The sequence below is a fragment of the Streptomyces sp. NPDC001890 genome (genome assembly GCF_042891445.1).
Taxonomy (GTDB): Bacteria; Actinomycetota; Actinomycetes; order Streptomycetales; family Streptomycetaceae; genus Streptomyces.
Genome location: NZ_JBIATE010000037.1, coordinates 43,855 through 56,833 on the forward strand (window position 1 = coordinate 43,855; position 12,979 = coordinate 56,833).

The window sequence follows — 12,979 nt, forward strand, 5'->3', positions numbered from 1 at the left end:
ACTCCGAGCGCCTGCCCGTAGGGGTGAATTAATGGCGTCCGGAGGACAGAACATGGTGGGGGATCGTGGAGCGGGTGCCGGGAATGCCCCGCCCGCTCCACGACGGGGTCCCGCGAACAGGCTCTCAGGCGAAGACGGCGAGGCTCCTGGCCTTGCCCTTCTGCTCCTCCACGAGGACCAGGAAGCGCCCGTCGGGTCCGAAGACCCCGACCGGTCCCGGCGGGAAGGACGGCATGTCCAGCCGTACGCCGTTCAGCAGCAGCTTGGCGCGCTTCTCGTCCACGTCCCAGCGGGGGAACGCCGAGGCGGCGGCCTCGGCCACCGGCATCACGGTCAGCTCCTCCTGGTGCTGGTCGAGCGTCCGCGCCGCGTCCAGGCCGTAGGGCCCGACCCGGGTGCGCCGCAGCGCGGTCAGATGCCCGCCGACGCCGAGCCCGGCGCCCAGGTCCCGGGCGATCGCGCGGATGTACGTACCCGAGGAGCAGACCACCGAGACGACCAGGTCGACGACCGGCGTGCCGTCCTCGGCGGTCTCCGGGCGTACGTCGTAGACGTTGAAGGACGAGATCGTCACCGGCCGGGCCGGGATCTCGAACTCCTCGCCGCCACGCACCCGCGCGTAGGACCGCTTGCCGTCGATCTTGATGGCGCTGACCTTGGACGGCACCTGCATGATCGGTCCGGTCAGGGCCGCGACCCCGGCGTCGATGCCCTCACGGGTCACCCCGGAGGCGTCGGTGGACGAGGTGATCTCGCCCTCCGCGTCGTCCGTGATGGTGTTCTGGCCGAGCCGGATCGTGCCCAGGTACTCCTTCTCGGTCAGTGCGAGATGGCCCAGCAGCTTGGTGGCCTTCTCGACGCCGAGCACGAGAACACCCGTCGCCATCGGGTCCAGGGTGCCGGCGTGGCCGACCCGGCGGGTCCGTGCGATGCCGCGCATCTTGGCGACGACGTCGTGCGAAGTGAAGCCGGACGGCTTGTCGACGATGACAAGGCCGTCCGGCGTTTTCTGCGGTGTCATTCGGAGGCGGTGTCCTCGTCGTTCTCGTCATCCGCCTTGCGGTACGGGTCGGCACCGCCGGCGTACGTGGCGCCCGAGGACGCCTCGCGGACCCGGGCGTCCGAGGCGCGCGCCCGGTCGAGCAGGTCCTCGATCGCCTTGGCGTTGCCCGGCAGGGCGTCCGCCACGAAGGCCAGCGTGGGGGTGAACTTCGTCCCCGCCGCCGCTCCGACCGCCGAGCGCAGGATGCCCTTGGCGCTCTCCAGGCCGGCCGCGGCGCTCGCCCGCTCCTCGTCGTCGCCGTAGACCGTGTAGAAGACCGTGGCCTCCCGCAGGTCACCGGTGACCCGGGTGTCCGTGATCGTCACGTGCGTACCCAGACGCGGGTCCTTGATACCGCGCTGCAGTTTCTCGGCGACCACCTCCTGGATGAGGTCCGCCAGCTTTTTCGCCCGCGCGTTGTCGGCCACTGGTCCGTCTCCTTCTTCGCCTTGCTCAATCGTCTTCGTCGCTGTGCAGCCGCCGCCGTACGGACAGCAACTCCACTTCCGGCCGTGCGGCCACCAGTCGCTCGCACCGGTCCAGAACATCTGTGAGGTGTCCGGTGTCCCCGGAGACCACGGCAAGGCCGATCTCGGCCCTGCGATGGAGATCCTGACCGCCCACCTCCGCCGCGCTCACCGCGTATTTCCGCTGGAGCTCGGCGACGATCGGGCGGACGACGGAGCGCTTCTCCTTCAACGACCGTACGTCGCCGAGAAGCAGATCGAAGGACAGTGTCCCCACATACATGTATGTCCGGATGTCCCGCCGGTTCGGGTTCGCGCCCTGCCAGTGCTTGGCAGGGACACCAGAACCGTACACGCAACGGCCGGGGCCGATCGACGGAAATACGACCCGTCGACCGGCCCCGACTGTTGAGGAGAGATCCGGGGGGTGTCCCCCGGAGTTCCCCGTGGATCAGCCTCGCGGCTTCTCGCGCATCTCGTACGTCGCGATGACGTCGTCGATCTTGATGTCGTTGAAGTTTCCGAGGTTGATACCGCCCTCGAAGCCTTCGCGGATCTCGGTGACGTCGTCCTTGAAGCGGCGCAGACCGGAGATGTTGAGGTTCTCCGCGATGACCTTGCCATCGCGCAGCAGGCGCGCCTTGGTGTTGCGCTTGACCTCGCCGGAGCGGACCAGCACACCGGCGATGTTGCCCAGCTTGGACGAGCGGAAGATCTCGCGGATCTCCGCCGTACCGAGCTCGACCTCTTCGTACTCCGGCTTGAGCATGCCCTTGAGGGCCGCCTCGATCTCCTCGATGGCCTGGTAGATCACCGAGTAGTAGCGGACGTCGACGCCCTCGCGCTCCGCCATCTGCTGGGCACGCCCGGCAGCGCGGACGTTGAAGCCGATGACGATGGCGTCGGAGCCGGTCGCCAGGTCGATGTCCGACTCGGTGACCGCACCCACACCGCGGTGCAGGACCCGGATGTCGACCTCGTCGCCGACGTCGAGCTGGAGCAGCGAGGACTCGAGAGCCTCCACCGAACCGGACGCGTCGCCCTTGATGATGAGGTTGAGCTCCTGGACCAGACCGGCCTTGAGCGCCTCGTCCAGGTTCTCCAGGGAGAACCGGACACCCTTGCGGGCGAAGTTGGCGTTGCGCTCACGGGCGGCACGCTTCTCGGCGATCTGACGGGCCGTACGGTCCTCGTCGACCACCAGGAAGTTGTCGCCGGCACCCGGGACGTTGGTGAGACCGAGCACGAGGACGGGGGTCGACGGACCCGCTTCCTCGACGTTGTTGCCGTTGTCGTCGAGCATCGCCCGGACACGGCCGTACGCGTCGCCGACCACCATCGTGTCGCCGATGCGCAGCGTTCCGCGCTGGACGAGGACCGTCGAGACGGCACCGCGGCCGCGGTCGAGGTGGGACTCGATCGCAATACCCTGCGCGTCCTGCTCCGGGTTGGCCCGCAGGTCGAGCGAGGCGTCCGCGGTCAGGACCACGGCCTCCAGCAGCTGGTCGATGTGCAGACCCTGCTTGGCGGAGATGTCGACGAACATCGTGTCGCCGCCGTACTCCTCGGCCACCAGACCGAACTCGGTGAGCTGACCGCGCACCTTGGTCGGGTCGGCGCCCTCGACGTCGATCTTGTTGACCGCGACCACGATCGGCACGTCGGCCGCCTTGGCGTGGTTCAGCGCCTCGATCGTCTGGGGCATCACACCGTCGTTCGCCGCCACCACGAGGATCGCGATGTCGGTGGACTTCGCACCACGGGCACGCATGGCGGTGAACGCCTCGTGACCCGGGGTGTCGATGAAGGTGATCTTCCGGTCCTCGCCGTTGACCTCGGAGGAGACCTGGTACGCACCGATGTGCTGCGTGATGCCACCGGCCTCGCCCGCGACGACGTTCGTCTTGCGGATCGCGTCCAGCAGTCGGGTCTTTCCGTGGTCGACGTGACCCATGACGGTGACGACCGGCGGACGCGGGATGAGGGCCTCTTCGCCGCCCTCGTCCTCGCCGAACTCGATGTCGAAGGACTCGAGCAGCTCGCGGTCCTCCTCCTCGGGGCTGACGATCTCCAGGACGTAGTTCATCTCGTCCGCGAGCAGCCGGAGGGTGTCGTCGGAGACGGACTGCGTCGCCGTGACCATCTCGCCGAGGTTCATCATCACGGCGACGAGCGACGCCGGGTTGGCGTTGATCTTCTCCGCGAAGTCGGTGAGGGAGGCACCGCGCGACAGACGGACGGACTGTCCGTTGCCGCGAGGCAGCATGACGCCGCCCACCGACGGGGCCTGCATGGCCTCGTACTCCTGGCGCCTCTGCCGCTTCGACTTGCGACCACGACGCGCGGGACCGCCGGGACGACCGAACGCGCCCTGCGTGCCACCACGGCCACCGGGGCCGCCGGGACGTCCACCGAAGCCGGGACGACCGCCGAAGCCGCCGCCACCGCCGGGACGACCCGCACCGCCACCGCCGCCACCGGGACGGCCGGCGAAACCGCCGCCACCGCCACCGGGACCGGCCGGACGGCCCGCGAAGCCACCGCCGCCGGGACGGCCCGCGCCGCCACCGCCGGGACGACCGCCGCCACCGGGACCACGGCCACCGCCGGGGCCACCACCGGGACGCGGGCCGGCAGCGGGACGCTGCGGCATCATGCCCGGGTTCGGACGGTTACCACCGGGGGCACCGCCCGGACGGGGAGCCTGCGGACGGGGCATGCCGCCCGGGGTCGGACGGGCGCCGCCCTGACCCTGGGGACGGGGAGCGCCACCGGGGCCGCCCTGCGGACGCGGGGCGCCCGGACGGTCCTGGCCGCCACCGGGACGCGGGGCGCCGCCGGGACGGGGCGCCTGCGGACGGGCCATGCCCGTCGAGCCACCGGAGGTGAAGGGGTTGTTGCCCGGACGGGGACCGGCCGGACGCGCGCCGGGGCGCGGTGCGCCCTGGCCCGCGGGACGTGCGGGGCGGTCGCCGCCGCGCTCGCCGCCACGGCCGCCGTCACGCTGGCCACCGTCACGCTGACCGCCGGCCGGGGCCGGGCGGGCATGGCCACCGGCAGGACGGGGCCCGGGGGTGGCACCCGCGGGACGCGGGGCCTGCTGCGGGGCAGCGGGCTGCGCCGCAGCCGGGGCCGAGAACTCGGCGGCGGGCACCGGGGTGACCGGAGCGGGCTTGGGCGCGGGCTTCGGGCCCGGACGCGGGCCGGCAGCCGGCGCGGAAGGCGCTGCGGGGGTGCTGCTCACCGGGGCGGCGGGGGCCGGCTTGGGGGCCGGGGCGCCGGGCTTCGGGGCAGCGGGACGTGCCGCAGCGGCCGGGGAGGGCGCTGCGGGCTTCGCGGGCGTCGCCTTACGGGGCGCGCCAGGCTTCGCAGCGGACTTGCCGGCGTTGCCGCCGGGCCCCTGCAGTGCGTCAGTCAACTTGCGTACAACCGGCGCCTCGATCGTCGAGGACGCCGAACGGACGAATTCACCGAGTTCTTGGAGCTTGGCCATGACGACCTTGCTCTCGACGCCGAACTCCTTGGCGAGTTCGTATACCCGGACCTTAGCCACTTCGCTCCTTTTAGGTCCGGGTTACCGCCGGACCGTCGCTACTTCATGGGCGTACTCATCGCGTACTCATCGAGTGCTCATCGCAATCTCGACCTACTTCCAACTCGCGAGGTACCTGACCGCACGGGGACCCGTGCCGTTCATTTCTTACGGTGTCACCCGCTCGACGAACCGCTGCACTGCGGCGGGGTCGAACGGCCCCTTGGCCTTGAAGGCCCGGGGGAAGGCCCGGCGGCGAACCGCCAGGTCCAGACAGACGGAGGCGGGGTGTACATATGCACCCCGGCCGGGCAGCGTACCGCGAGGATCGGGGACACAGATGTCCTCGTCCGCGACGATGCGCAGCAGCTCGCTCTTGGCCGCCCGCTCCCGGCATCCCACACAGGTTCGCTCAGGGCAAGCGCGGGCGTGCGTCCGGCCAGACACGGCTAAGTCTACCTCCCCACACCGACCTCACCCCTTTGGGGCAAAAATCGAACGGATGTTGTCGTGATCTCAGCGGCATGCCGCTGAGAAATATTCCCGGTGGTCCACGCGGGCCACCGGATCAGCGCCCCGCAGGGCACCGGATCAGCGGCGTTCGGACCGCTCCCGGGCCCGCTCCGCGCGCTCCCGGTCGGCGACGTCGCGCTCGGCGTCGGTCTCGGTGTCCGGGCGGATGTCGATGCGCCAGCCGGTGAGACGGGCGGCCAGGCGGGCATTCTGCCCCTCCTTGCCGATCGCCAGCGACAGCTGGTAGTCCGGCACGGTGACCCGGGCGGACCGGGCGCCGAGGTCGACGACCTCGACCTCGCTCACCCGTGCGGGCGACAGCGCGTTGGCCACCATCTCGGCCGGGTCGTCCGACCAGTCCACGATGTCGATCTTCTCGCCGTGCAGCTCGGCCATGACGTTGCGCACCCGGCCGCCCATGGGGCCGATGCAGGCGCCCTTGGCGTTCAGCCCGGAACGGGTCGAACGGACCGCGATCTTGGTGCGGTGACCGGCCTCGCGGGCGATCGCGCAGATCTCGACGGAACCGTCGGCGATCTCCGGCACCTCCAGCGCGAAGAGCTTCTTCACGAGGTTGGGGTGGGTCCGCGACAGCGTCACGGAGGGACCGCGCACGCCCTTGGCGACCCGTACGACGTACGTACGCAGCCGCAGGCCGTGGGTGTACTCCTCGCCCGGCACCTGCTCCTGCACCGGCAGGATCGCTTCCAGCTTGCCGATGTCGACCAGGACGTTCTTCGGGTCCTTGCCCTGCTGGACGACGCCGATGACGATGTCGCCCTCGTGGCCCGCGTACTCACCGAACGTCTTGTCGTCCTCGGCGTCGCGCAGCCGCTGCAGGATGACCTGCTTGGCGGTGGTCGCGGCGATCCGGCCGAAGCCGGACGGGGTGTCGTCGAACTCCTTCGGCTCCTGGCCCTCTTCCAGGTCGGCCGGGTCCTCCTTCGCCCACACCGTCACATGGCCGCGCTCGTCGAGCTTCACGCGCGCGCGGCGGTAGCTCCCGTCGGTACGGTGGTAGGCGATGAGGAGGGCCGACTCGATCGCCTCGACGAGCACGTCGAAGGGGATCTCCTTGTCCTGTGCCAAGCCCTTCAAGAGCTTCACATCGATGTCCACGGCTACGCCTCCTCTTCCTTCTTGTCCTTGCGGCTGAATTCGATCTCCACGCGCGCCTTGGCGATCTCGTCGAAGGCGACCCGGCGGGACGTGGGCTTGCGGCCCTTGACGCCCGGCACTTCGAGGTCGAGGCCGTTCTCGTCCACGGCGAGGATGCGGGCCACCAGCTCGCCGCCCTCGTGCAGGTGGAGCTTGGCCAGGCGGCCCGTGGCACGCACGTAGTGGCGGTGCTCCGTCAGCGGGCGCTCGGCACCGGGGGAACTGACTTCGAGGTTGTACTCGCCGTCACCCATCGCGTCGGTCTCGTCGAGCTTCTCGGAGATCGCGCGGCTCAGCTCGGCGCAGGCGTCCAGCTCGACGCCCTCGTCGGAGTCCACGACGATCCGCAGCACGCGGCGGCGGCCGACCCGGGACACCTCGATCTCTTCGAGATCCAGCTGTTCGGCGCTGACGAGCGGTTCGAGCAGCCCGCGCAGCCTCTCGCTCTGGGTGGTGCTCATCCGGGTGACTCCTCGGCCGCGTGTGCTGTTGTGGGGATCGTCGCGTGTCAGGTCAAAGGGTATCCGGTCCCGAGGGGTGTTGCCGTCCGCCGGCCTCGTGGCCGCGGGTACGCTCGCCTGCGGTGATCACTTCAGGACAGATCCAGTCAAGTCAGGGCCGGAGGAGAACAGGTGCGGCGCACGGGGACGACGCGCAGGGGTGTGTTCACCGCGACGGGAGCCATCGCCCTCGGGGCGGTGCTGGCCGGCTGCGGTGACGGCGCCGGGCGCGGGAAGGACTCCGCCCGGTCCGGGGCGGCGACCGAGGCCGAGCAGGCCTCCGCGGCACGGGCGGAGAAGCGGATCCGTACGACGGCCGCACGGACCAGCCTGGAGCTGCTCGGCGGGTACGAGCACGTGATCAGGGCCCATCCGGCGACCGCCGCCGGGCTCGCGCCGCTGCGGGACGCCGTGCGCGCCCACGCGAAGGCGCTGACCCCCGACGGCGCGCAGGCGCTCGGCTTCACGCGCTCGCGCGCGACCGGCGCCAAGGCCGCCGTCACGGAACTGGCCGCGGCCCAACGCCGCGCCGCGGACGCGCACCTGGCGGCCCTCATGGAGGCCCCGCCGGAGCTGGCCCGGCTGCTGGCGTCGATCGCGGCGGCGGGCGCGGCCCACGCCTATCTGCTGACCGAACTGGCCAAGGAGACCTCGTCATGAGCGCCGGGACACGGAAGGCCGCGCAGGCGGCCCTGGCCGCCGAGCACGCGGCGGTGTACGGGTACGGGGTGGTCGGCGGCCGGGTCGCCGAGGGCCGCCGGGCCGAGGCGGTGGCGGCCCACCACGCGCACCGGGCCCGGCGCGACGCGCTGGTGCGGACCGTGCGCGGACTGGGCGGTGAGCCGGTGGCGGCACAGGCCGCGTACGCTCTGCCGTTCGCCGTGCCGGACCCGGCCGCGGCGGTGCGGCTGGCGGCCGTGCTGGAGGACCGGGTCGCGGGCGTGTACTCCGACCTCGTCCGGGCCGCCGAGGGGCCGCTCAGGCGGGAGGCGGCCGACGCGATGCGGGAGGCCGCGGTGCGGTCGGTCCGCTGGCGGGGCAGCGGCGTAGCCTTTCCCGGGCTCGCCGAACGGGCCTCCGAAGGCACCGGCGCGAAGACCGGGACGGCCGCGAGGACCGGGGCCGGTGGGACGAACGGGTCCGACGCGACGCACTGAAGCAGCTCTGAAAGGGAACAAGGCACGTATGGGTTTCGAACCGCCGCAGCGTCTGGTGCGGGCGCTGGGCGAGTCGTACGGGGACGAAGGCGCCGCCGACTGGCTCGCGCGGCTTCCCGCACTGACCGAGGAAGCGCTGTCCGCCACCGGGCAGAACACGAGCGTGGAGCGGGTCGCCGCCCCCGGGGGCCGCAGCAGCCTGGTCCTGCTGGTGACCTGTGCCGACGGCACCCCGGCCGCGCTGAAGATCGCGCCGCCCGGGGCCGCACCCGAGCTGGAGCGGGCCGCGCTGGCCCACTGGAACGGCTGGGGCGCGGTGCGGCTCATCGCGGCCGCCCCCGGCGCACTGCTGCTGGAGCGGCTGCACCCCGAGGTGTCGCTGCGCTCGCTGCCGGAGGCGAAGGCACTGCTGGAGGCGGCCGGGACGGTGCGCAGGCTGTGGGTGGAGCCGCCGGCCGGACACGGTTTCGAGACGGTCGCCGAACGGACCGGGGGCCGGATCGAACCGATGCGGGCGAGCGCGGCGGCCGACCCGGGCCTGGAGCCACTGGTCTCCGCGGCCCTCGCGGCGCGCGAGGCACTGGTCGCCCACTCCCCCGAACTCCTGCTGCTGCACGGCAACTTCCGGCAGAGCAAGGTGCTGGCCGGTGAGCGGGTGCCGTGGCTGACGGTCGGCCCCGAGCCGCTGGTCGGTGAGCGTGCCTACGATCTGGCGCGCCTGGTACGCGACCGCGTCGAGGATCTGATCGCCTCCCCCGGCGGCGCGGTGACGGCCCGCCGCCGGATCAAGAAGCTCGCCGATTCGCTGGACGTGGACCGGGAGCGGCTGCACGGCTGGACGCTGTTCCGCGCGGTGGAGTCGGGGACCCGGGCGCTGGCGGCCGGCCGCCGCCAGGAGGGCGAGCTGACGCTGGAGTTCGCGAGCTGGCTGTGAGCCGGCGAAAGCCGCAGGCCCCCGCGCGGTGCGCGGGGGCCTGCGGCTTTCGCGGGATCGGCTCCCGGCGGTGAGCGGGATCAGCTGTCGGCGGTGAGGCGGGCGATCGCCTCGTCGACGGTGAGCTCCTCGCGCTCGCCGGTGCGGCGGTCCTTCAGCTCCAGGACGCCCTCGGCCGAGCGGCGGCCGGCGACCAGGATCTTCGGGACGCCGATGAGCTCGGAGTCGGTGAACTTGACACCGGGCGAGATGCCCGCGCGGTCGTCGACCAGGACGCGCAGCCCGGCGGCGTTCAGCTTCTCCGAGACGTCGAGCGCCAGCTCGGTCTGGAGCGCCTTGCCCGCCGCGACGACGTGGACGTCGGCCGGGGCGATCTCGCGGGGCCAGCACAGGCCCTTGTCGTCGGCGGTCTGCTCGGCGAGGGCGGCCACCGCGCGGGAGACGCCGATGCCGTACGAGCCCATGGTGACGCGGACGGGCTTGCCCTGCTGGCCGAGGACGTCGAGGGAGAAGATGTCGGCGTACTTGCGACCGAGCTGGAAGATGTGGCCGATCTCGATGGCACGGTCCACCCGGAGGCCGGCGCCGCAGTTGGGGCAGGGGTCGCCCGCCTCGACGACGACGACGTCGAGGTAGTCGTCGACCTCGAAGTCGCGGCCCGCGACGACGTTCTTCGCGTGGGTGCCGGGCTTGTTCGCCCCGGTGATCCAGGCGGTGCCGGCGGCGATGCGCGGGTCGGCGATGAAGCGGACCTTCTCCAGTCCCTGCGGGCCGACGTAGCCGCGTACCAGGTCGGGGCGGTCCTCGAAGTCCTCGGCGGTGACCAGTTCGACGACGGCGGGCGCCAGGTGCTCGCCGAGCTTGCCGAGGTCGACCTCGCGGTCGCCGGGCACGCCCACGGCCACGATCTCGCCGTCGACCTTGACCAGCAGGTTCTTCAGGGTCGCGGAGGCCTCGACGCCCAGGTGCGCGGCGAGCGACTCGATGGTCGGGGTGTCGGGGGTGTCCAGCTCCTCGACGGGACCGTGCGCCGAGCCGTCCGCGGCGACCGCCTTGAAGGTCACGGCCTCGGTGTTGGCGGCGTAGTCGCAGTCGGGGCAGTCGACGAAGGTGTCCTCGCCGGCCGGGGCGGGCGCGAGGAACTCCTCGGAGGCGGAGCCGCCCATGGCGCCGGAGACGGCGGAGACGATCCGGTGGTCGAGGCCGAGGCGCTCGAAGATCCGGATGTAGGCGGCGCGGTGCAGCTGGTACGCCTCGGCGAGACCCTCGTCGGTGGTGTCGAAGGAGTACGAGTCCTTCATCTGGAACTCACGGCCGCGCAGCACACCGGCGCGGGGACGGGCCTCGTCGCGGTACTTGGTCTGGATCTGGTACAGGATCACGGGCAGGTCCTTGTAGGACGAGCACATGTCCTTGACGACCTGGGTGAAGATCTCCTCGTGGGTGGGGCCGAGGAGGTAGTCGGCGCCCTTGCGGTCCTTGAGCCGGAACAGCAGGTCGCCGTACTCGTCGTACCGGCCGCTCGCCTCGTACGACTCCTTGGGCAGCAGCGCGGGCAGCAGCACCTCCTGGCCGCCGATGGCGTCCATCTCCTCGCGCACGACGCGGGTGATGTTCTCCAGCACCTTCTTGCCGAGCGGCAGCCAGGTCCAGATTCCGGCCGCGGTGCGACGCACGTACCCGGCCCGGACGAGCAGCTTGTGGTTGAGCGTCTCGGCGTCGGCCGGGTCGTCGCGCAGTGTCTTGATCATCAATCGGGACATGCGCTGGACCTGGGCCATGATGAACTCCTGCTCGGAAAGGGTGATGAGCAGGAGGTTAACCGGGCGGTGCGGGTGGGCGGAAATCCATTGCGCGCGGTCTCAGCCCTTGCGACGCAGCGGGAGCGGGGCTCCCATCACGGCGTACGGCTTGGGAGCGCTGGGGAAGAGCACCTGCCGGGCCAGGTCCTGGTAGCCGAGACTGCGATACAGACCACGTGCCGGGCTCTCGGTGTCGATGGCCGAGAGGATGGACCGGGGCTCGTCGACGGAGTCGGTGATGGTGGTGATCAGCGTGCGCCCGATGCCGTGGTTCTGGAACTCCGGCAGGACGTGGAGTTCGGTGATGACGAACGAGTCGTCGAGCCAGTGCGCGCAGCCGGTGGCGCGGAGGTAGGGCTCGACGACGGTGGACCACCACTGGCCGCGCTCGTTCGGCATCCCGTAGACGAAGCCGACGAGCCGTCCGCCGGGGGTGGTGGCGCCGAGGGCGCGGGCGTGCGGGTGGTCGAGGTGTCTGAGGACGATGTGGCGCCGTACCTCGACCTCTTCGGGCCCCAGGCCGAAGGCGACGGCCTGCACGGCGAGCGCCTCGTCCACGCGCGCGGCGAGATCGACGGGCCCGATCCGGACGCTGGGAGTGCGGGGGCCGCCCCCGGAAACTGCTGCCATGCGCCGACCCTACTGGCCTCGATGGGCAACGGGGTACGGCTGGGTGGCCGCCGGCCGTCAGAACAGCACGCTCATGAACGCGCCGGTCTCCTGGAAGCCGACCCGGGCGTAGGCCCGGCGCGCGGGGGTGTTGTAGTCGTTCACGTAGAGGCTGACGACGGGGGCGACGTCGGCGAGCGCGTAGCGCAGGACCGCGGCCATGCCGGTCTCGGAGAGTCCTCGGCCGCGGTGTTCGGGGGCGACCCAGACACCCTGGATCTGGCAGGCCTGCGGGGTCGCGGCGCCGATCTCCGCCTTGAAGACGACCTTGCCGTCGTCGATCCGGGCGAAGGAGCGGCCGGCTCCGATGAGTTCGGCGACGCGGGCCTGGTAGAGGAGTCCGCCGTCGCCCGCGAGCGGGGAGATGCCGACCTCCTCGGTGAACATCGCCACGCAGGCCGGCATCAGGACGTCCATCTCGTCCTTGCGGATCCGGCGGACCAGCGGGTCGGGGGTCACGTCGGCGGACGGCCGCTCGGTGACCATCAGGGGCTGGTTCGCCCGGACCTCGCGGGCGGGACCCCAGCCGGGTTCGAGGAGCCGCCACAGCTGGGCGGTGGGCTCGGCGGGGCCGACGATCGAGGAGCAGCGGCGGCCGGCCCGGCGGGCCCGGTCGGCGAAGGCCCGCACGGCCTCGGGGGTGGCGCAGATGGGGACGAGGTTGGCGCCCGAGTAACAGAGCGAGCGGAGCCGTCCGTCGGCGTACCAGCCCCACATCTCGCCGCCGAGGCGCCAGGGATCGAGACCTGCGATCTGGACCCGGGACGTCACGAAGGCGTTGGCGACGGGCTCGCTCTCCAGGACGGCGAGAGCGGCTGTGAGGTCGCTGGGTTCGAGGACCCGGGTGGTGGTCTGCGTCAACACGAGGGGGCCTCACCATACGGTCTGCTGATTTCCGCACTGTAACCGACGCGGCTCATCCGTGCCGCCCGGGCCTGTGAACAGGGGTTGTGGGAGGCCGTGAGGTCGCTCACGGCAGCGCCCCGCCGGACGGGGTCCGTCCGGCGGGGCGCTGTGGTTTGCGAGGCAGCGGGTCAGCTGACGGAGACCTCGGGCTCGCCGGAGGCGATGCCGTCCTTCTCCATCTGCTCGGCGATCTTGAGGGCCTCCTCGATGAGCGTCTCGACGATCTTCGACTCGGGCACCGTCTTGATGACCTCGCCCTTCACGAAGATCTGCCCCTTGCCGTTGCCGGACGCGACACC

Annotated in this window: 13 protein-coding genes and 1 pseudogene; 3 read left to right on the forward strand and 11 right to left on the reverse strand. The window is 71.7% G+C overall.

Going from position 1 to position 12,979, the window contains the following annotated elements; translation table 11 throughout:
- Positions 1–124 precede the first annotated feature (124 nt).
- The 7 genes from truB to rimP form a co-directional block, all read right to left on the reverse strand.
- A complete protein-coding gene (gene truB, locus ACFYY1_RS39400) occupies positions 125–1,021 on the reverse strand; it encodes a tRNA pseudouridine(55) synthase TruB (RefSeq protein ID WP_388594533.1) in 897 nt (298 codons plus the stop codon).
- Complete coding sequence (gene rbfA / locus ACFYY1_RS39405) at positions 1,018–1,470, reverse strand: 30S ribosome-binding factor RbfA (protein WP_124716079.1); 453 nt, start codon at positions 1,468–1,470, stop codon at positions 1,018–1,020. The genes truB and rbfA overlap by 4 nt, the downstream gene beginning before the upstream one ends.
- 25 nt (positions 1,471–1,495) lie before the next feature.
- Positions 1,496–1,792 carry a DUF503 domain-containing protein gene (locus ACFYY1_RS39410; protein WP_072489324.1) on the reverse strand — a complete coding sequence of 99 codons (297 nt, stop codon included), beginning with the start codon at positions 1,790–1,792 and terminating at the stop codon, positions 1,496–1,498.
- 168 nt (positions 1,793–1,960) lie between these two features.
- On the reverse strand, positions 1,961–5,062 hold the full coding sequence (gene infB / locus ACFYY1_RS39415) for a translation initiation factor IF-2 (protein WP_388594535.1): 3,102 nt from the start codon (positions 5,060–5,062) through the stop codon (positions 1,961–1,963).
- Between the two features lie 147 nt (positions 5,063–5,209).
- Positions 5,210–5,488 carry a YlxR family protein gene (locus ACFYY1_RS39420; protein ID WP_358952211.1) on the reverse strand — a complete coding sequence of 93 codons (279 nt, stop codon included), beginning with the start codon at positions 5,486–5,488 and terminating at the stop codon, positions 5,210–5,212.
- A 144-nt stretch (positions 5,489–5,632) separates the two neighbouring features.
- The gene (gene nusA / locus ACFYY1_RS39425) at positions 5,633–6,673 is read right to left on the reverse strand and encodes a transcription termination factor NusA (protein WP_388594537.1); all 1,041 of its coding nucleotides are present in this window, start codon (positions 6,671–6,673) and stop codon (positions 5,633–5,635) included.
- A gap of 2 nt (positions 6,674–6,675) precedes the next feature.
- The gene (gene rimP, locus ACFYY1_RS39430; RefSeq protein ID WP_388594540.1) at positions 6,676–7,173 is read right to left on the reverse strand and encodes a ribosome maturation factor RimP; all 498 of its coding nucleotides are present in this window, start codon (positions 7,171–7,173) and stop codon (positions 6,676–6,678) included.
- A 171-nt stretch (positions 7,174–7,344) separates the two neighbouring features.
- On the opposite strand from rimP, the gene ACFYY1_RS39435 reads away from it, so the two are divergent.
- Genes ACFYY1_RS39435 through ACFYY1_RS39445 form a run of 3 tightly spaced genes read left to right on the forward strand, consistent with a single transcriptional unit; the run spans position 7,345 to position 9,303 of the window.
- The gene (locus tag ACFYY1_RS39435) at positions 7,345–7,872 is read left to right on the forward strand and encodes a hypothetical protein (protein WP_388594543.1); all 528 of its coding nucleotides are present in this window, start codon (positions 7,345–7,347) and stop codon (positions 7,870–7,872) included.
- Positions 7,869–8,369, forward strand: a complete 501-nt coding sequence (locus ACFYY1_RS39440) for a ferritin-like domain-containing protein (RefSeq protein WP_388594545.1) — start codon at positions 7,869–7,871, stop codon at positions 8,367–8,369. Before ACFYY1_RS39435 ends, ACFYY1_RS39440 begins: the two co-directional genes overlap by 4 nt.
- 28 nt (positions 8,370–8,397) lie before the next feature.
- The gene (locus tag ACFYY1_RS39445) at positions 8,398–9,303 is read left to right on the forward strand and encodes an aminoglycoside phosphotransferase family protein (protein ID WP_388594548.1); all 906 of its coding nucleotides are present in this window, start codon (positions 8,398–8,400) and stop codon (positions 9,301–9,303) included.
- Between the two features lie 80 nt (positions 9,304–9,383).
- Here the strand turns inward: ACFYY1_RS39445 and ACFYY1_RS39450 are convergent, their stop codons facing one another.
- The 4 genes and pseudogenes from ACFYY1_RS39450 to ACFYY1_RS39465 all read right to left on the reverse strand — a co-directional run.
- On the reverse strand, positions 9,384–11,084 hold the full coding sequence (locus ACFYY1_RS39450; protein WP_388594550.1) for a proline--tRNA ligase: 1,701 nt from the start codon (positions 11,082–11,084) through the stop codon (positions 9,384–9,386).
- Positions 11,085–11,165: 81 nt separating this feature from the next.
- On the reverse strand, positions 11,166–11,735 hold the full coding sequence (locus tag ACFYY1_RS39455; RefSeq protein ID WP_388594553.1) for a GNAT family N-acetyltransferase: 570 nt from the start codon (positions 11,733–11,735) through the stop codon (positions 11,166–11,168).
- Positions 11,736–11,792: 57 nt separating this feature from the next.
- Complete coding sequence (locus tag ACFYY1_RS39460) at positions 11,793–12,638, reverse strand: GNAT family N-acetyltransferase (RefSeq protein WP_388594556.1); 846 nt, start codon at positions 12,636–12,638, stop codon at positions 11,793–11,795.
- A 170-nt stretch (positions 12,639–12,808) separates the two neighbouring features.
- Positions 12,809–12,979, reverse strand: a pseudogene (locus ACFYY1_RS39465) (4-hydroxy-3-methylbut-2-en-1-yl diphosphate synthase); the annotation flags it as partial.

What these genes read in the sequence shown, in the direction of transcription:
- truB (WP_388594533.1), bottom strand. Translation starts at nt 1,021, where the DNA reads ATGACACCGCAGAAAACGCCGGACGGCCTTGTCATCGTCGACAAGCCG.
- ACFYY1_RS39410 (WP_072489324.1), bottom strand. Translation starts at nt 1,792, where the DNA reads ATGTATGTGGGGACACTGTCCTTCGATCTGCTTCTCGGCGACGTACGG.
- rimP (WP_388594540.1), bottom strand. Translation starts at nt 7,173, where the DNA reads ATGAGCACCACCCAGAGCGAGAGGCTGCGCGGGCTGCTCGAACCGCTC.
- ACFYY1_RS39440 (WP_388594545.1), top strand. Translation starts at nt 7,869, where the DNA reads ATGAGCGCCGGGACACGGAAGGCCGCGCAGGCGGCCCTGGCCGCCGAG.
- ACFYY1_RS39445 (WP_388594548.1), top strand. Translation starts at nt 8,398, where the DNA reads ATGGGTTTCGAACCGCCGCAGCGTCTGGTGCGGGCGCTGGGCGAGTCG.
- ACFYY1_RS39450 (WP_388594550.1), bottom strand. Translation starts at nt 11,084, where the DNA reads ATGGCCCAGGTCCAGCGCATGTCCCGATTGATGATCAAGACACTGCGC.
- ACFYY1_RS39455 (WP_388594553.1), bottom strand. Translation starts at nt 11,735, where the DNA reads ATGGCAGCAGTTTCCGGGGGCGGCCCCCGCACTCCCAGCGTCCGGATC.